This is a genomic window from Clostridium sp. DL-VIII (assembly GCF_000230835.1).
In the GTDB taxonomy this organism is placed as follows: Bacteria; Bacillota; Clostridia; order Clostridiales; family Clostridiaceae; genus Clostridium.
In genome coordinates this window covers 641,975-661,324 of record NZ_CM001240.1, presented here as the reverse complement: position 1 = coordinate 661,324, position 19,350 = coordinate 641,975, and the positions used below count along the sequence as shown (strand labels likewise).

Genomic DNA, 19,350 nt, shown 5'->3' with positions numbered 1-19,350 from the left:
GCTATATATCTCCATAACTTGTTCTAGCTATAATTTCATTTTGTAGTTCTCCTGCAAGTTCAGTAAAATATGCAGTATAGCCTGCTACACGTACAGTCAAACTTCGATAGTTCTCTGGATTCTTCTGAGCTGCTAATAAATCTTCTTTTCTTAAGACGTTAAATTGAATATGTGGTATTTCTAAATCTACAAATGCTCTTAAAAACCTTGAAAATTTAACAATTCCTGTTTCTGTTTTAAAGAACTCGGGTAAGAATTTCATATTTAATAATCCACCATTAGTAGTTAACACGTTATCTAATCTCGACACTGATTTTAAGACTGCAGTAGGTCCTGCAATGTCCCTTCCATATACAGGCGACATTCCCCCATCTGCTAACGGAGATCTTGCATATCTTCCATCTGCAGATGCACCTACATTTTCACCCATTGGAACATGCGCCGATACTGTATACATTCCAGTATGATATGGGCCTCCACGATAATTTGTATAATTCTTAAGCTTTTTATTGAAATATCTAGCCCATTTAGCTCCAATTTCATCTACCCATTCAATATCATTACCATATTTAGGCGCTCTATTTAACAACATTGCTCGCACAATTTCATATCCCTCAAAGTTATTTTGTAGTGCTTTTAATAATTCTTCTTTAGGGATTCTTTTCTCATCATAAACTAAAAGTTTAATCGCAGCCAAGCTATCTGCTAAATTTGCAACTTGTATCATTTGAATTCCTGATAAATTATATACTGCTCCACCTGCTGTAACATCAATTCCTTTTTCTATGCAATCATCAATAACGGATGATAAAAATGGAGATGGCAGAACATCTATATGGGCCTTTTCAACTTGCTCGCATGCTAAAATCATCTTATCTACAAAATAATCTATCTGCTTAGAAAAAGCTTCCTCTAAATCTTCATATTTATTATAAGTAGTTAAATTACCTAAATCTAAACCTATTAAATCTTTTGTCATTAAGCATCTTCCATTATTTAGCGTCAATTCTAATACTTTATTCAGATTAAACATTGCCGCATCACTCCACCCCAAATTATTTCCTTGAGTTGTAAGTTCTACACACCCTACAATTGCATAATCTCGTGCATCCTTTTCATTAATGCCTAAATCTATCATTGCTGAAATCACTGCTTCATCATTGAAATATTGAGGCATTCCGCTTCCTTTTGCTACAACCTTTATACTTTCTTTTAATAGCTTCTCACTTGTTTCCTTATGCAATCTCACAGATAAATTTGGCTGAGGTAATCCTAAATGCTCTTGCGCTTTTAAAAATAAGTAAGATAATTCATTAGAAAAATCATTCCCACTTTCATCCTGCCCACCAATTGCAATATTAAATCCTATCGGAAACCCTGCAAAGAATTTAGCGCTATGAGAATTCCTTAAATACACAATTTGGTTAAATTTAAGCCAAAGACATTCAATTATTTCTAGCACTTCTTCATTATTAAGTGTTCCATTTTCTATATCCTTCTTATAATATGGATATAAAAATTCATCCATTCTCCCTGGTGAAAAAGATGATGCATTGGATTCCATATGAAGTATGACAAATAAAAACCAAATTGCCTGCACAGCTTCATGAAAACTCTCCGCTGGTCTTATTGAAAGGTTTTTGCAGTTTTCAGCAACTTTGAGCATACTTGCTTTCAGATTTTCATCGGTCTCTTTGTTCGCTTTTTCTATCATTAATTTATGATATCTAAGCATAAATTCTTGTGTACCTTCCATTACAATAATAACACTTTCATAAAAGTCACTATTTTCCCCGCCTGCATTTTTTATTTTCTCAAATGCTCTCTGTTTTATTCCTTCTGGTCCTAATTCAAGCCATTCTTCACAATTTGGACAAATATGCCCTTGAGCATGATCCTTTTGGTTTATCTTTACTACCTTTGAAATCTCATTAATTTCTTTTCCATACCTTGCTTTAATGACATCTTCTAATGAATGTCCCTCCCAATAAGGCTTAATAATTCCACGGAATTTCTCTATATCTTCTGCTCTTACATTGAATTTATCCTGAGGTCTAGTTGGAAGACTTTCAAATTCTGTATCAATCCACGAGCTTCCGCTCTCTGGGAATACTACTCCATATCTAACACCCTTTGTACGATTCCCAACGATTAATTCTTCTTCTTCAACACCTATTTCTAATTTTGAAAGAGAATTTTTTAACGCTAATGCTCTTTTTATAATAACTGGTTTATCTTCATTTTGTTTGTATGTTTCCGTTATAATAAGTGCTTGTTCAATTGATGCATATCTTTTTTCAGATAGCATCTTTTCTTTTAACTTTTCAATCCTTTGAGACATTATTATTTGCTCCATTTCTCTTTCTCCTTTCAGCTTATTTCATATTGTTTATTATTATTATATTTTAATTTTATCTTGTTTTGAATTATTTTTCAATATATTTTTATTATTTAATATAGTTTTTTCCATTATGTGCTGAATTATTCTCTATATAAAAAACACTATCGTATTATTAATTTTTAATATACGATAGTGTTAAACTGTATATGATTATCTTATAAAGTTTACTATAATAATTTTATTCACATACTTTTCCTGGATTTAATATATTCTTAGGATCAAAAGCCAATTTTATTCCCTGCATTATGTTTATACATTCATCAGGTAAAGATTGCTTTAAATATCCCTTCTTTGCAAAACCTATACCATGTTCTCCTGAAACTTGTCCTTTTAATTCTTTAGCTTTATCATACATGATCTGCATAACCTCATCTAGTTTTGCATGCCATTCATCCTCTTTTAATTCATCTCTTAATATATATACATGCAAGTTTCCATCTCCAGCATGCCCAAAACTTTTTATTCTTACATCTGCTTTATGCTCAAGCTCATGTGTAAAAGTTACAAACTCTCCAATTTTATTTCTTGGAACAACAACATCAACTTCGTCCATTTCGCTAGTTAGAGCCTTGATCGCCTCAAGAAAACATCCTCTAGCTGACCATATTGATTCCTGTCTTTCTTCTGTATCTGAAATAAATACATCTAGTGCTCCTGCTTCTAAACAGATATTTGCAACATTTTCATAATCCTTTTCAATTTCTTCTGTGGAATTTCCATCGAAAGTTAACAATAAGTATGCATCTGAAGATTTATCTGGGAAGCTTTTTCCTAAAAATTCTTCTGCTGCAAGGATAGCTTCTCTCTGCATAAATTCAATTGCTGTTGGTATTGATTTAGATTTAATTATTTTAGGAACAGTTTCTATTGCTTGTTCAAGGCTGCCAAAAGGTATAAGAAGACTTACTGCCTTTTTAGGAAGTGGTAATAGTTTCAATATCGCCTTTGTCACTATTCCCAAAGTTCCTTCAGAACCAATCATTAAATCCTTCAAGGAATAACCCGAACTATTTTTAACAACTTTACCTCCTAAATTAACTACATCTCCGTTTGGAAGAACAACTTCAAGTCCTCTTACATAATCTCTAGTCACTCCGTACTTTACAGCTCTCATTCCACCTGCATTAGTACTTATATTTCCACCTATTGTTGCTGATTTTTCACCTGGATCTGGAGGATAGAACAAATCAAATTCTTCAACATATTTACCAATATCCATAAGCAATACGCCTGTTTCTAAGGTAAGAGTCAAATTTTCATCATCTAATTCTAATATTTTATTCATTCTACTAAGATCGATAACTATTCCACCTTTAAGAGGAACTGCTGCCCCTACAAGACCTGTACCCGATCCTCTTGGAGTTACTGGAATGTTATTCTCATAAGCATACCTCATTACTTTTGAAACTTCCTCTGTACTTGTAGCTTGGATTACTATGTCAGGCATTTTTTTAATTCCACCTAGTTCATCATGACTATAATCTTCATTTATTTCACTTCTAAAGAATACTCTTTCCTTATCATTTTCTGCAATAGCTAATATATATTCATAATCCTTTAATTCAACTTCTTTATAACTCATAGCCTATGCCTCCTTAGCAAGTTTTATCTTTTCTATTAGTTCAGGAATTACCTCATACATATCTCCAATAACTCCATAATGGGCAACCTTGAATATTGGTGCTTTTTCATCCGTATTAATAGCAAATATATAATCCGAATTATTCATTCCAGCTGTAAACTGAACTGCTCCTGATATACCACAAGTTATTATCAGTCTTGGCCTTACAGTTCTTCCACTTAATCCAATCTGTCTTTTTGCATCGACCCAGCCTGCTTCAATCAATGGTCTAGTACATGCAAACTCTGCATTTAAAGCTTTAGCTAATTCTTTTACCATTTCTAAATCTTTTTCTGACTTAATTCCTCTTCCAGCTGCTACGATGACTTCTGCATCACTTATACCTACCTCTGAAGCTTTTTTCTTTATTTCAAGAGCTGTAATTCCAGATTTTAATTTTTCCCTACCTATTTTACAATTAACTATTTCACCTTTAATTTCTTCGCTTCTTTTTGGAGCTGTCATAACTTTATATCTAACAGTTGCAAGTTGTGGTCTAGAATTTGGAGTAACTATTTGAGCCATTATATTCCCTCCAAATGCTGGTCTTATCTGAACTAAGTCTGTATTTTCTTTTATATCTAAGATTGTGCAATCCGCTGTAAGTCCTGTTTTAAATCTTGCTGCTATTCTTGGCGCTAATGATCTCCCTATTGTAGTCGCTCCAACTAATAGTGCAGTTGGCTTTATATTATTTATAAAATCCTCAAAGGCAGCTGTATATGGCTCTATTCTAAAACATTCTAATTCTTTATCATCATATACAAAAACCTTATCTACTCCATAATGCAAAAGCTCTTCTGCTTTGTGAGAAACATTGCTTCCTACAAATACTGCATAAACAGGATGATTTATTTTACCTGCTAATTCTCTAGCCTTTCCTATTAGCTCATAAGTAACTGGATGTATCTCTCCATCTACATGGTCAACATAAACTCCAATTCCATTCCAAGCACTTTTATCTATTTCCTTAACTTCCTCTTCTATATATTCAACTGCACCCTTAGGTCCCTTTTTGACACAAAGCCTACACATCTTACATGCTCCACTTATTTCAACTTTTCCATTGTTATTCTCAAGAGCACCAAAAGGACAAATTTTTATTAACTCTTCAATATTTGTTATCTTATCTTGATTTATAACCAATTTTGCCATAATCTCGTCTCCTTCTTTTACTTAAAAATATTAAAATATTTCTTAATCTTACTGTCCCTTAACTAAATGAATTTCAATGCCTTTAACTTATTCCCTATTCTTTTACTTAATTCATTTGAACTTCCTGTCCACATCTCTCTGTCATTATTAACTTCTGGTGGAAATATTCTTTCCACTTGAGTTGGTGAACCGTTTAATCCATAATTTTTTTCATTTTTATCATTGAAATCATTAAGGCTAAATATCTTAATTTCTCTATCCTTTGTAGATAATTTCTTTTTATAAGAAGGTAATCTTGGCTCAAAAATTCCTTTATCTACTGTAATCAAACATGGATATGCTATTTTTACAGTTTCAATACTTTCAGGCATGTCCATTTCCACTGTAATAAATGAATCTTCTATTTCAATTATACTTTTTACATTTGCTACATGAGGTATATTTAACCACTCTGCCATTTCAGGTCCAACTTGTGCTGTATCTCCATCCGTAGTCTGCTTACCACAAATTATTAATTGAAAATCTCCCATTTCTTTAACACCTTGAGCAATTGTATATGATGTAGCTAAAACATCAGCTCCTCCAAATCTTCTATCTGATAGCAAGGCTCCTTCATCTGCTCCCATTGTATAGGCTTCTCTTATTACGCTTAACGCTTGATTAGGTCCCATACTCAAAACCTTAACTGTTCCACCTTTATCTTCCTTAATATTTAAGGCGGCTTCTAAGGCATATAAATCATATGGATTCATTTTTGAGTCTATGCCGTCTCTCTTTAACACTCCAGTGACTGGATCAACTTCTACTTTTGAAGTTCCTGGTACTTGTTTAATACACACTAAGATATTCATAATAACTTTCCTCCTAAAAATTTATATTTTAAAGTTTACTTACTATGTAGCACTAGTCATAATTTTCACGCTTTGCGTATAAGTGGATAGATATGATTTTATCTTTGGATTTTTATTAACTTGTCATACCAATTTATAATTGGTATGACCAATTTCTAATTTAATTATAGATCTCTAAATATCCGTTGTAAAGAATTGTTATTTTTTTAACAGAAAATGTTTACATGGCGAATATTTTTTATAACTTCGCATTCATGCATTTTATATAACATTGAATTTAGTTAATCTCTCTCAAAAAAGTTCATAACTTGAGTTTAAATTCATTTCTTCTACATTTGATTGTTTAAAAAATAACAAAACAAATACTGGAATTATCAGTACAGCTTGAATTGTGCTGATAATTCCAGTATATCTCTTCTATTTATTTATAAAGTAAGTCTAATTTTCATAGCCATAAGCTTTTCTGATTAACTCAAAATGTTCTAACATGGCATTATACGCTTTTGATTCATCCCTCAGCTTCAAAGCTCTTACTATATTTTCATGTATCTCTAGCAAATTTTCTTTAGTGTTTCCAGCATGCAAAATTTGCATTCTAAATTTCTGGATAAATTCATCTACAAGCTGTGATATAACGTCAAGAACATTTAATAGTAATACGTTCCTTGTGGATTTTGCAATTAAGTAGTGAAACTTAATATCTAATTTAAGACTTTCTTCTTCACTTTCTGCAATATACATTCTATCTAAAATTGCTGTCAAAAGATCAAGTTCATTGTCCTCTATATTTTTAGCAGACAATCTAGCACACTGCAACTCTAATGTTTCTCTTAAATCATACATTTCCTTTGGTGAGCTTTCCTGCAACATAAACATGACTGAAATAGGCTCAAATAGTGAATTATCAAAATTTGTTTTTATGTAATTTCCTGCCCCTTGCCTGCTTTCTACTAAGCCAACCACCTCTAGAGCTCTTAATGCTTCTCTAACCGAGGTACGTGATACTCCAAGAGATTCTGCCATCTCCCTCTCTGACGGTAATCTGTCGCCCTTTTTTATATCTCCCGACTTTATTTTACTTTTGATTTCTTCTATAACCTGATCATACACTTTTGGATTCTTATTAGCTACGAACATATGTATCTCCCTTATTTACTGATTATCTTTAAGTTTATATTTCCTTTAGACACGTATAAGAAAATAACATCACAATAATACACGTTTTCTAGTTCATTATTTTTTTATATGTCTCCCAATACATTATACATCAAAGATAACTTAAATCCTACAATTACATATGATGAGAACTATTCTTCATCTTAATTTCTAAATATTTTTTATTATTAACCTATTAAAGAAGGAATATGCTTTTTTTATTGTAAATAAATTTCTATATTCTCACCAGACATTAAACGGGAATATCACATCTTTAATTAATAAATAAGGCAAGCGAAACACTTGCCTTACTATTTCTTATTCTACTATTGTTGTAAAATTCTAATATAATCTGTTGCAAATTCTATAGCTGCATCAATATCTGAAGAATTTTTACCGATGTCTAAATAATAATTTACTCCATTATATGTCCAGAACATATTATACTGTTCTTCACTACTAATTGGTTTATGTTCCATATCACTTCCAACACTTCCATCATCATACATTTTTAAACCATAGTTAAATTTCTTGTCCTGTAAAATAATACATTCAGTATTATCAATATTCACTTCTTTTATATTATCTTGAACGTTTTTTTGAGGTGCCTCTGCATCTTTAGATAGAGTAATCCTAAATTTATGTCCTTGATCATCTACATATGACGAACTAGCATAACTATCCAACTCATAATCCTTTTTAAGATCCTCAAAAACCTTATCATCATCTAACGCCTTTTTTAATTTATCCTTTATTTTATCTTTATCTTTATATTTTACACGAGCACACACAACAACTCTTGGTGCTAGAGCAAAACTGTCATCGCTTTTATAGGTATACTTACCAATTTCACCGGGCAAATTAACCTTGAAGCCAAGCTTTCTTTCCATATCAACCTTATTTTTCTCTGTTAGTACTTTATCCCCAACACTAAACCAGATTTCTGTATCTTCTGGCTTTTCTACAATTTTTCCAGATTTATCAGGTACAAATATAGTTTTAAGTGCATCTTGCGCAGCAACTCTTGCTCCTGGAAAGAATGTAAAAACTCCACTAATGGCTAATGCCACACAACATACTGATACTAACACTGTCTTTCTTGTATTTTTAATATTAGAATATCTTTTTTTGCTTATTCCACTCTCCTTCCTGTTCCAAGACTCGGTGAAAACATCTCTTGAAATTTCAATATTGGAAAGATTATCATCTATAATAGACTTTAGCATATTATCTAAGTAATATTTATTCTTCACTTTAATTACACTCCTTTCTATTTAGCTGTACTTATTCCATGCTCTATTTCAATACAGTTACTTAACTGCTTTTTCAAAGCAGCTCTTGCATAAAACAAGCGCGATTTTATTGTAGCTTTGAAACATCCTGTAACTCTTGAAATTTCATCTATAGACATATCATTATAGTAATATAGAATAACAACTGTTTTTAAATTTTGGCTTAAATTATTTATGGCATTTTCCATAACATTCTTTATTTCGTACTCATCAATTACATTATTACTATCTCTATTTTTATCATAAAATAGTTTCTCATTTTCTGATGTTATTTCTGTAGGAACTAAGATTGATTGTCTTTTTGACATTTCCCATCCAGTTCGGACAAGTATTTTAAAAAACCATACTTTAAACGCTTGTGGCTCTTTAAGTTTATTTATCTCAATAAAGCATTTCATATATGTTTCTTGAAGTATGTCCTCAGCTATTCCTCTATTCCCTGACAAAAAATAAGCAGTTGCTAGTGCTTTTCTTTCCACAGTTTGTAAGAGTTCACGAAATGCTTCCCTTTCTCCGTTCTTGCAACGCGTTACTATTTCTTCTATTTCCATATTTACACCTCTCTTTCTTTTGAAGCTCCTATTACATAAGAGGAAAAACTTATTATAAAGGTTTTATAAATTCTGATTTTTTATAATTTCTTAACTTTTTACTATTAGCAATTGAGTTTATATATACTTTTTTAACTATCATATGTGTTTGAATCATTCTCATCTGATCATCAATCAACGCAAAAATACTAATACATTCCCTCATATTAGTAAACTTTATTTTTATTATAAGACACATAAAAATATGGCAACTTTATATATAAAATAAAAAAGAGCAGTTTGCAATCTTCCACTACTCTTTCTGCATATATTTACTTTTATATAAAAATCCAGCAGCATACTTAACATAATTTTGTAAATAAAAGCAACCTATTTTATATAACTTAGTATTTTATCTTTATCTTTTATAACTAAATCATAACCATTTTCGTATATTGATTTCAGTCTAACCTTATCTTTTTCAAATCTATTTATATTCATATCTACAGTTGGCCTTATTATAATCGCTCTTCCAGCATCTTCTAACTTCTTACAATAATCAAGCTGTTCATTATATTTAATATGTCTGTCTCTTAGTACATTAGCTAATTTAGGATATTTATTTTTATAAAGTCTGTACGTCATCATGTTAGCTTTAGATTGTTTTTTCCTATATCCTTCATTTCTTGTTAGAACTATTATATTCCTATCATTACCATCAGCTATTGATTTATTAATTGGTATAGGCTCTAAGAGGCCTCCGTCTGCATAATACTTACCATTAATTTTTTCGAATGGAAATGCTAATGGTATTGCTATACTCGCCCTAAGTATAGAATTCCTCTTGTCTAATAAATCCTTATCAAAATACTCGTTTTCTCCTGATTCAATATTAAAAGCACCAGCTAGCATTTTTCCTTCAAATTCATAAAAGGCTTTGTAATCAAATGGACAATATTTATTAGGTATCTCATCAAACACAAATTCTAAATCCATGATAGATCTGCATCTAATTAGATTTCTATAGCTAATATATCTTTTATTATCCATAAATCTTTCCATTATTTCTAGGTTTCTTCCCCTTTGCTTAGAAACATATGAATATGCATTAGTTGCTCCTGCCGATACTCCAATAATATATTTTAATTCTGCTTTTATATCTAAAAGTGCATCTAATACACCTGCCGTAAATAACCCTCTAAAGGCTCCACCTTCAAGTACAAGTCCAGTCATAAATTAAACCTCCACTCTTACTTAATTAGTTAATGTTATTTCTTTCCCATAATTATCTATTTTAAATTAAGATTTACAAAAAATAAAGCATAGAAAATATGATTCTCAGTTCAAACTATATTAAAGGATATCAGTTAACCTTTAAAGTATTTATCATTGACATTTTATCTTTTCTATAATATACTGATATAAACAGATAATATATATTTAAGAGGGAGTAGTTATAAATTATAACATCAACAATCTCGACTAACTTTTAGTCTGGTGTTATATGCCCGTGTGGTAACGAGACTTTTAATATAACTTCAAATTTTTGAAGTTATATTAAAAGTCTCTTTTTATTTATCCAAAATCTCCAAAGTAGCTTTATCCCTCTATTAAATTGGAAAGGACGATGATATAAATGAAAAAATACTTTTCAAAAACCATTGAAAAATCTCTTGAAGACTTTGATGTAACTTTAAATGGCCTGACTAACAAGAGAGCTGCTGAAACCTTAACTTCAGTTGGAGAAAACATTTTAAATGAGAAAAAGAAGAAAAGCACTTTCTCTGTATTTCTAGATCAATTTAAGGACTTATTAGTGATTATTCTAATTGCTGCTGCTATTATTTCAGCTATGACCGGTAATATTGAAAGTACACTTGTTATTTTAATTGTTATAGTTATGAATGCTATTTTAGGAACTATTCAATATATTAAAGCAGAGCAGTCTCTTAATAGTTTAAAAGCTTTATCTGCCCCTAATGCTAAGGTTATTAGGGATGGTGTTAAAATTGAAATTCCATCTAAGGATGTTGTTCCTGGAGATATTTTAGTCTTGGAAGCTGGCGATCTAGTTGTTGCCGACGGCAGAATTCTAGAAAATTTCTCTCTTAAGGTTAATGAAAGTTCTTTAACAGGTGAATCCGAAAGTGTGGACAAGTTCTCAGAGGTTATTGCAAAGGATGATGTTGCTTTAGGTGACCAAAAGAATATGGTTTTTTCTAGTTCATTAGTTACTTATGGTAGAGCTACTATCCTTGTTACCAATACTGGTATGAATACAGAACTTGGCAAGATCGCTTCTCTTATGGAATCAACTCAAGAGAAAACTACTCCACTTCAAGCCTCTTTAAATGATTTCTCTAAAAAGCTTGCAATTTCTATTATTGGAATATGTGCTATTGTATTTGGTTTAAGTATATATCGAGGTACAGATATTTTAGATTCATTAATGTTTGCCGTTGCCCTTGCTGTTGCTGCTATTCCAGAAGCTCTAAGTTCCATAGTTACAATAGTACTTGCTATAGGTACCCAATCAATGGCTAAAGAAAATGCAATTATAAAAAAGCTTAAAGCTGTTGAAGGCTTAGGCTGCGTATCTGTTATTTGCTCTGATAAAACAGGTACTTTAACACAAAACAAGATGACAGTTAAAAAGATTTTTGTTGATAATAAATTAATCGATGATAATAGAATAGACATTACTGACCCTAATACTAACTTCCTTTTAACAAGTTCTATACTTTGTAATGATTCTACATCTATAGATGGTAATGAGATTGGTGACCCTACAGAAGTAGCTTTAGTTAATTTAGGACATAAGTATTCTATGAATGAAATTGAATATAGAAATTCTTATGCACGACTTAGGGAAATCCCTTTTGATTCTGATAGAAAGCTTATGAGCACACTCCATATCATTGATGATAAATATATAATGATTACTAAAGGTGCTCTTGACGTATTATTAAATAGAGTAACCTCAATAAAGACATCAAAAGGCGTGCAGAAACTTTCATCTCAAGATAAAATCAATATAAATAATATTAATAGTGAACTTTCATCTCAAGGTTTAAGAGTTTTAGCTTTTGCTTACAAGGAACTTGATAAAAATAAAGAGCTGACTTTAGAAGATGAAACTGACTTTACTTTCCTTGGATTAATTTCAATGATTGATCCTCCTAGAGAAGAATCTAAAGCGGCTGTTAGTGATTGTATTAAAGCTTCTATTAAGCCAATTATGATTACTGGTGATCATAAAATTACAGCTTCTGCTATTGCTAAGGAGATTGGAATTTTGCAGGAAGGTGACTTAGCTGTAGAAGGTTTAGAACTTGATAAAATGTCTGATGATGAACTTAATTCTAAACTGAAACATATTTCAGTTTATGCAAGAGTATCTCCTGAGCACAAAATAAGAATAGTAAGAGCATGGCAAGATAAAGGTAAAATAGTTGCTATGACTGGAGATGGTGTTAATGATGCACCTGCACTTAAGCAAGCTGATATTGGTATTGCAATGGGCATAACAGGTACAGAAGTTTCAAAGGATGCTGCATCAATGATTTTAACAGATGATAACTTTGCAACTATTGTTAAATCAGTTACTAATGGAAGGAACATTTACGCCAATATAAAAAATTCAATTAAATTTCTTCTTTCAGGTAATATGTCAGGAATACTTGCTGTTCTCTATTCCTCACTATTAGCTCTTCCTGTTCCATTTGCTGCAGTGCATTTATTGTTTATAAACTTATTGACCGATAGCTTACCAGCAATAGCAATTGGTATGGAAAAATCTAAAAAAGATGTTCTAAAGGATAAACCTAGAGATTCAAAAGAATCTATATTAAATAAAGATTTCATTAGAGAGATTTGTATTCAAGGTTTGCTTATAGGGATATTCACCATGACTTCGTATCATATTGGTTTAAATACTGGTAATCATGGAATTGCAATGACTATGGCCTTTAGTACCTTATGTTTGGCAAGGTTATTCCATGGATTTAACTGTAGAGGTAAAAAATCAATTTTTTCACTTGGAGTATTCGCTAATAAATTCAGCTGGATTGCCTTTATAACTGGTGTTGTACTTGTAAACCTAGTCTTACTTGTACCTATCCTTCAAAGATTATTTGAAATAACTCCACTTGTAACTAACCAATTATTATTAGTTCATTTTCTTGCTTTCATTCCTACTTTAATAATACAAATCTTTAGAATAATTAAAGATTTCTTAGAAAGCATGGATGATAAACATCAAGAAAAAACTGCTAATATTTCACAAACTGAGGCTGCATAAATATTAACTTACAGCTTTAAGTATATTGTTGTTATATTTATAAATTATATAGTATACTAATAGCAATTACTTATATTTTAACTTAGGAGGATGTATGAACAAACTTATTGAAAGAGCTAAACTTACTCATAATTTAAATGAAGAAGAAATATTGCAATTATTACAAAATGATGATATAAATGAAGAACTTTTTAAAGCTGCTGATGATGTTCGTAATGAATGTTTAGGAAACTATGTACACTTGCGTGGATTAATTGAATTTACAAACATCTGTAAAAGAAATTGTATGTACTGCGGACTTAGACGTGACAATACAAACCTTAAAAGATATAGACTAACTCAAGATGAAATTGTGGATTTTGCAAAAAAAGCTGTCAGCTATGGTTACAAAACTATTGTTCTTCAGGGTGGTGAAGATGATTACTTCACCAAAGATAGAATGGTATCTATAGTAAAAGAAATAAAAAAATTAGGTGTTGCTTTAACATTAAGCTTAGGTGAAAAAACTTATGATGAATATAAGGCATTTAAAGAAGCTGGTGCAGATAGATACTTAATACGTATTGAAACCACTGATAAAAAACTTTATGAAGCTATGGATCCTAATATGAGCTTTGAAGAAAGATTAAATTGTCTAAAAAATTTAGGTGATTTAGGATATGAAGTTGGAAGCGGTATTCTTGTTGGACTTCCCAACCAGACTTTAGAGTCTATAGCTAAAGACATATTGTTTTTTAAAGAAATTAATGCAGATATGATAGGTGTAGGTCCATTTATTCCAAATGAAGATACGCCTTTAAAGGATGCAGAAGGTGGAAGTCTTACTTTAGCTCTAAAGGTTATGGCTATAACTAGACTAATTCTTCCAGACATAAACATTCCAGCCACAACTGCTATGGAATCTCTAGCACCTAATGGCAGAGTAAAGGCACTTCAAAGTGGAGCTAATGTTGTAATGCCTAACGTTACTGAAGGTGAATACAGAAAACTCTATGCATTATATCCAGGTAAGATATGCACAGGTGATACTCCAGCTCACTGCAGAGGCTGCATAACTGGAAAAATAACTGGAATTGGCAGGATTATTTCAGACGGCTATGGTTTTAGAGGTAATCAAAATATTAATGCTCACAATGCATATTAAAAACAACTTTTGTATTTTATAATAAAAGAAGATGTTCTATGATTTATAGGCATCTTCTTTTTACACCCATTCTATATGTTAATTTTCATATTATATTTAACTAGCTTAAGAATAAATAAAATTTTTATCAAATAATTTCAATGGAATTTTGAATTCAGGAAATCCAAATACATATGGTGCCAAATCATATAATTGATAATAAATTATGAGATTATCTCCTTCTATATAAAAACTTTGATTATCACTAATTCCCTTAAACGAATCTCCTGAATCAAAATAATTATCAGGATGCTTATTTATCTCTGTCTTTATTTCTTTATTTATTGTATCTTTATAATTATAACCTTCAGTAAATAATTCCTTTAAGCTTAATAATTTTTCTTGTTTTCTATCAATTGTATAAGAGCTCCTTGTTGTCATTCCATGAGCTCCTCCTAAATATTCATAATAATCATCATATAGACTAATAATTGAATTGTTATCCTTAGTTATTGTATATCTTGAATATATTTCATATGGAAATGTAGGCCTTTCTTTTTCTATTCCACCAAAATACTCCTCTGAAGTCTTTTCAGCTTCCTCTACCTTAGGCCTGATATCGCTGGTTATTTTATCATTTATTGAGCTTATTTTCTTTTCATCATTTCCATTTATTAATTGTGGTATTTTTACATCCTCTTTTAAATATTCCAAATTCTTAATTATAGATTTTTCACCAATTTCAAGCTTACTCTCACTTTGCACTTGAGAACTTATAAACACTTGTTGTGGATAAGTTGTATATAACATTGATCCCATTACAATTATTCCCGCTATATTAGTTAAGATACCCATAATAACACCTCCTCAATCACCGAATTCATAGTACAGTTTTCCGTGTATCCACAAAATTAACATGTAAAATTATGTATATTAACATCTTTATAACATCTTATCCACAGGCACTTGTGGATAATGTTAATAAGTTGTACTATTTTTATATTATGCTACTCTTTTAGAAATCTTATTCCAATTCTCACATAACATAATTAAAATATTCTTCAATTTCCTATAAGTTTATGTAAATTTTATTATAATTTAGGATATAATGATAACAGAATATTCTCTTTTAGCTTAATTAAGGAGGTAATCAAAATATTTATGTCAAAAAGAATCATCCCATACATAACTAAACCTTTGTCCAAAAACGTTTTCAAGATAACAAAAGTATTAATTAGCTGCCTTATCTTATTTCTAGTACTTTGTACATATTTAACATATTCTAATATTTCTTATAAAAAAGCTCTAATTAATAAGAGTAATTTCATAAATCACTCAGAAGCTGATGCCAACATAAATGAGCATGCAAATTATAATAATAGTGAAATTACTAAAAATCAAACTATGAACTCTTTTGACAAAGTTGATTTGGTTAATGATAACAGGGGTGTTCCTGTACTATATTATCATTCTGTTCGTGAAAGTGCTGATAATGAAGTTATAATAACACCTGAAAATCTAAAAGCTGAACTCCAGTATATAAAAGATGAAGGCTATACAACCTTAACCATGAATGAACTTAGTGATTACTTGTTACATAATTCACCAATACCTAAAAAAAGTATAGTTATAACCTTTGATGATGGATATATGGATAACTATTATAATGCCTTTCCTATACTAAAAGCCCTAAATATGAAAGCAACTATATTCTGTATAACTTCTAATTTAGATGGCTCTTATTATCTATCAAAAGAAGCTATAACCGAAATGCTAAACTATGGCATAGACATAGAAAGTCATACTGTTAATCATATTAAATTAAATGAACTACCATATGATAAACAATTACGTGAATTGCAAGAATCTAAGAAAACATTGGAGGAGATAACCGGAAGAGAAGTATATGCTATTGCTTATCCATTTGGACATTTCAACGATGATAGCATAAAGGCTGCAAAAGCAGCTGGTTATAAATTAGGCTTTACCACTAATAGAGGTTTATCTGATAGAGATGATGATCCATTTAAGCTTGATAGAATTTACATTAGTTCTAATTATGATATTACTACATTTAAAGAAATTTTAAATGGAACAAAAAAATAACCCCCAATTTTAATGAGAGTCATTTTCAGCTCAGGCACATGAAAATAAATAACAGTTCCAAGGCTTACTTGAATATTATTCATCATCGTCAGCTTCGGTTGAATATTTAGGTAATTTTTGTTGATTACCTGAATTATTTATAACTATAGGTATATTATCTTTAGATATAACTTTATCAGTCTCTGAAAGTAACCCATATTTTATTGGTTGTCCACTAATGGTTATCAAAACTTTCTTACTTGAATCTATCATATTATTATCTGACGCATACTCTAACATCTTAGCTATAGCATCATCTACTCCGTCATTTAGAATGTTAGTACTTTCAATAAGTTCTTTTCCTTTGTCCGTGTCCGAATATGCATATATAACTTTATTTGACTTATTGATACTTATTTTTATCCTAGAAGTCGTTTCAATTACAATTATACTTTGAGTTCTTCTATATTCAACAATTATACCGCTTGCAATCATTATAAGTATAACTAATAAAATAGAAATATGTATCTTAAAATCTCCTAAAAGTTTTTTCTCTTTACCTTCACATACTTCTCCAATTTTCACTTCACCATCAGGTTTTATTTTAATGAATTCTCCTTTAGAAGTTAGTATATATGCACTTCTTTTAAATAATTTAATTACTAATCCCTTATGTAGATTTTTATTTTTCCCCGAAATGCTTATTATTTTATCATCTTCTTTTAACTTTATATTAAGAGAATCCTGTATACACTTATAATTGGGGTTAACTAAAATTATGTAATATGCTATGATATAATCCTTGCATTTCTCCAAATAATCAGCTTTAATTCTTGTCGCTTTACTAACCTTTGATATAGGTAATTCCTTTTTTCTAGCTACCACTTCGAGCAGTTCCTCATCATTAGTTATATAGAAAGCTATGTTTAAAGCAACATTTCTTTCCCTTTCTTTTAAAGGGAAATTAATCAGATCCTTAAGCAATACATTATACATATTTAATTCATTTAAAAATAAGGCTATTTGTCTGCTTTTGCTTTCATCCACTGAATCTCCAATTAATGACATCACTGGCATAGAAGCAAATACATACCTATTCTTATTAAAGCTAGAATTCTCCATATATATTAACACCTCTTTAAAATATTAACCCTTTATATAACTTCTTCATACTATGTATTATAGCATATAAAATTATATATATTGGACTTTATATGTTTAAATTTAATTTGAAAATAATATTTGGGAGCTAATTATATGAAGGGGAAAATTATATATGTAGATTTTATTAAAAAGCGCAGAGTAACCTTTATACATTTTATTGTAAATAGAATCCTTATCCTATTGTTAACTAAATTTAATCTTAAGAGCAGCCCATCTCAAAGCACGGATACAATAAGAATCAAACGTAATTTTAATTAATTATCCTGGTAATATATTATTTTATATTCTCCTAATAGTATGTTAGAATATATACGATCTTAAAACATTGAAATGAGGTGACTATATGAGAGTTGGACTCGGATATGATGTGCATAAATTAGTTGAGAATAGAAAATTAATTTTAGGTGGAGTTGAAATTCCCTTTGAAAAAGGACTTTTGGGGCATTCTGATGCTGATGTCCTCATTCATGCTATAATGGATTCTTTACTCGGAGCATGTGCACTTGGAGATATTGGCAGACACTTTCCAGATACAGATAATAAATTTAAAAATATCTCTAGCATTGCATTGCTTAAAGATACTGGCAAATTAATTTCGGATGCTGGATATTCAATAAATAATATAGACGCCACAATAATAGCTCAAAAACCTAAAATGCTGCCACATATTGAAAATATGCGTGAGAATATATCAAAAGCTCTTAATATCGATATTGATAAAATTAATATTAAAGCTACAACTGAAGAAGGTCTTGGATTTACTGGTGAAATGCTTGGAATCTCCTCCCAAAGTATAGCTTCTGTTGAAAAAATAAATTTATAAAATGAATATAACAAGTCAAAATGTAGTTAGTTTTCATAAGGAAAACTAAACTTACATAATGACTTGTTATCTTTTTTAGTAATATTATTTCTTATCCCCCACACTGGATAAAAAATAATATATTTAATGGATTATAATATTTTAAAGTACCTGACTTAACTTTTTAAGTAAAGTATTTCTAAAAACTTCACCTTTATCTGCATTGACTATAGCTCCACTACAAATATCCTTCCATTGTCCTATTGTAATCCCCATTCTGTCTTCTAATTCTTTTTCTGAGCTGGTTAATAATGCTGAGGAAATTACGAATTCTCCTAATTCCTCTGGTGTCTTAAAAATTTTTATATAAATAAATTCCTTATTATTTCCCATCCATCTTTTATTAAAATCCCTAAAGAATTCCCTTAACTCAACTTCAACTTCATGACTTGGCTTATTCCACAAGAAATCTAGAAATTCATAATCCCTTCTCATATTGAAAGCAGTTTCCTTACTTATTTTATTCGAGCTCTCTCCTTCTTGGATGATCTTATCTACTGTTAAATGCGGAATTCTAGTTATTATTCTTTCTCTTCCATATATCCATTTATAAAAAGCTTCCTGCAAAAATGAATATTGAATATATCCAATCAAACATCGCATATTAGGAACATATCCCCATATATTATTTATTCCATTTTTATTTCCAAATATAAGTGTATGAAAATAAACACTTTTCTCGGTCGGTGGTTTTTGCATAAACATATGCCCTCTTATTGTCTTGTTCTTACTGATAACGTTTTCCCAAAATTCAAAAGAATTATAATTTTCTCTCACTTTATTCACCTTCCAATTCAATATTTTATAAAAT

The 19,350-nt window shown here is 30.3% G+C and carries 15 protein-coding genes; 4 read left to right on the top strand and 11 right to left on the bottom strand.

All coding sequences use genetic code 11. The annotated features are described in order from the left end of the window. Position 1: 1 nt before the first annotated feature. The 8 genes from CDLVIII_RS03140 to CDLVIII_RS03105 form a co-directional block, all read right to left on the bottom strand. Complete coding sequence (locus CDLVIII_RS03140; RefSeq protein ID WP_009168006.1) at positions 2-2,356, bottom strand: formate C-acetyltransferase/glycerol dehydratase family glycyl radical enzyme; 2,355 nt, start codon at positions 2,354-2,356, stop codon at positions 2-4. A gap of 223 nt (positions 2,357-2,579) precedes the next feature. Then, positions 2,580-3,983 carry an FAD-binding oxidoreductase gene (locus CDLVIII_RS03135; protein WP_009168005.1) on the bottom strand — a complete coding sequence of 468 codons (1,404 nt, stop codon included), beginning with the start codon at positions 3,981-3,983 and terminating at the stop codon, positions 2,580-2,582. A gap of 3 nt (positions 3,984-3,986) precedes the next feature. Continuing rightward, positions 3,987-5,177 (bottom strand): FAD-binding protein, encoded by a 1,191-nt coding sequence (locus tag CDLVIII_RS03130; protein WP_009168004.1) that lies wholly within the window; start codon positions 5,175-5,177, stop codon positions 3,987-3,989. Between the two features lie 62 nt (positions 5,178-5,239). Then, positions 5,240-6,028, bottom strand: coding sequence for an electron transfer flavoprotein subunit beta/FixA family protein (locus CDLVIII_RS03125; RefSeq protein ID WP_009168003.1), 789 nt, complete (start codon positions 6,026-6,028; stop codon positions 5,240-5,242). Between the two features lie 438 nt (positions 6,029-6,466). After that, positions 6,467-7,165 (bottom strand): FadR/GntR family transcriptional regulator, encoded by a 699-nt coding sequence (locus CDLVIII_RS03120; protein WP_009168002.1) that lies wholly within the window; start codon positions 7,163-7,165, stop codon positions 6,467-6,469. Between the two features lie 344 nt (positions 7,166-7,509). Continuing rightward, positions 7,510-8,436: a hypothetical protein gene (locus CDLVIII_RS03115; RefSeq protein WP_009168001.1), complete on the bottom strand. Its 927-nt coding sequence runs from the start codon at positions 8,434-8,436 to the stop codon at positions 7,510-7,512. 17 nt (positions 8,437-8,453) lie between these two features. After that, on the bottom strand, positions 8,454-9,026 hold the full coding sequence (locus tag CDLVIII_RS03110; protein WP_009168000.1) for an RNA polymerase sigma factor: 573 nt from the start codon (positions 9,024-9,026) through the stop codon (positions 8,454-8,456). Between the two features lie 369 nt (positions 9,027-9,395). Next, positions 9,396-10,238, bottom strand: coding sequence for a patatin family protein (locus CDLVIII_RS03105; RefSeq protein ID WP_009167999.1), 843 nt, complete (start codon positions 10,236-10,238; stop codon positions 9,396-9,398). Between the two features lie 403 nt (positions 10,239-10,641). On the opposite strand from CDLVIII_RS03105, the gene CDLVIII_RS03100 reads away from it, so the two are divergent. Next, the gene (locus CDLVIII_RS03100; protein WP_009167998.1) at positions 10,642-13,305 is read left to right on the top strand and encodes a cation-translocating P-type ATPase; all 2,664 of its coding nucleotides are present in this window, start codon (positions 10,642-10,644) and stop codon (positions 13,303-13,305) included. 94 nt (positions 13,306-13,399) lie between these two features. Continuing rightward, positions 13,400-14,449 (top strand): [FeFe] hydrogenase H-cluster radical SAM maturase HydE, encoded by a 1,050-nt coding sequence (gene hydE, locus CDLVIII_RS03095; protein ID WP_009167997.1) that lies wholly within the window; start codon positions 13,400-13,402, stop codon positions 14,447-14,449. A 105-nt stretch (positions 14,450-14,554) separates the two neighbouring features. On the opposite strand, the gene CDLVIII_RS03090 is transcribed toward hydE, so the two are convergent. Next, complete coding sequence (locus CDLVIII_RS03090; protein WP_009167996.1) at positions 14,555-15,283, bottom strand: DUF3298 and DUF4163 domain-containing protein; 729 nt, start codon at positions 15,281-15,283, stop codon at positions 14,555-14,557. Between the two features lie 306 nt (positions 15,284-15,589). Between CDLVIII_RS03090 and CDLVIII_RS03085 the strand changes: the two genes are divergently transcribed. Continuing rightward, positions 15,590-16,534, top strand: a complete 945-nt coding sequence (locus CDLVIII_RS03085; protein ID WP_009167995.1) for a polysaccharide deacetylase family protein — start codon at positions 15,590-15,592, stop codon at positions 16,532-16,534. 75 nt (positions 16,535-16,609) lie between these two features. On the opposite strand, the gene CDLVIII_RS03080 is transcribed toward CDLVIII_RS03085, so the two are convergent. After that, positions 16,610-17,635 (bottom strand): anti-sigma factor domain-containing protein, encoded by a 1,026-nt coding sequence (locus CDLVIII_RS03080; protein ID WP_009167994.1) that lies wholly within the window; start codon positions 17,633-17,635, stop codon positions 16,610-16,612. Positions 17,636-18,020: 385 nt separating this feature from the next. Here CDLVIII_RS03080 and ispF point away from each other — a divergent pair, with 385 nt between their 5' ends. Further along, positions 18,021-18,500, top strand: a complete 480-nt coding sequence (gene ispF, locus CDLVIII_RS03075; protein ID WP_009167993.1) for a 2-C-methyl-D-erythritol 2,4-cyclodiphosphate synthase — start codon at positions 18,021-18,023, stop codon at positions 18,498-18,500. A 141-nt stretch (positions 18,501-18,641) separates the two neighbouring features. Here the strand turns inward: ispF and CDLVIII_RS03070 are convergent, their stop codons facing one another. Then, positions 18,642-19,316 carry a hypothetical protein gene (locus CDLVIII_RS03070; protein ID WP_009167992.1) on the bottom strand — a complete coding sequence of 225 codons (675 nt, stop codon included), beginning with the start codon at positions 19,314-19,316 and terminating at the stop codon, positions 18,642-18,644. Between the last annotated feature and the right edge of the window lie 34 nt (positions 19,317-19,350).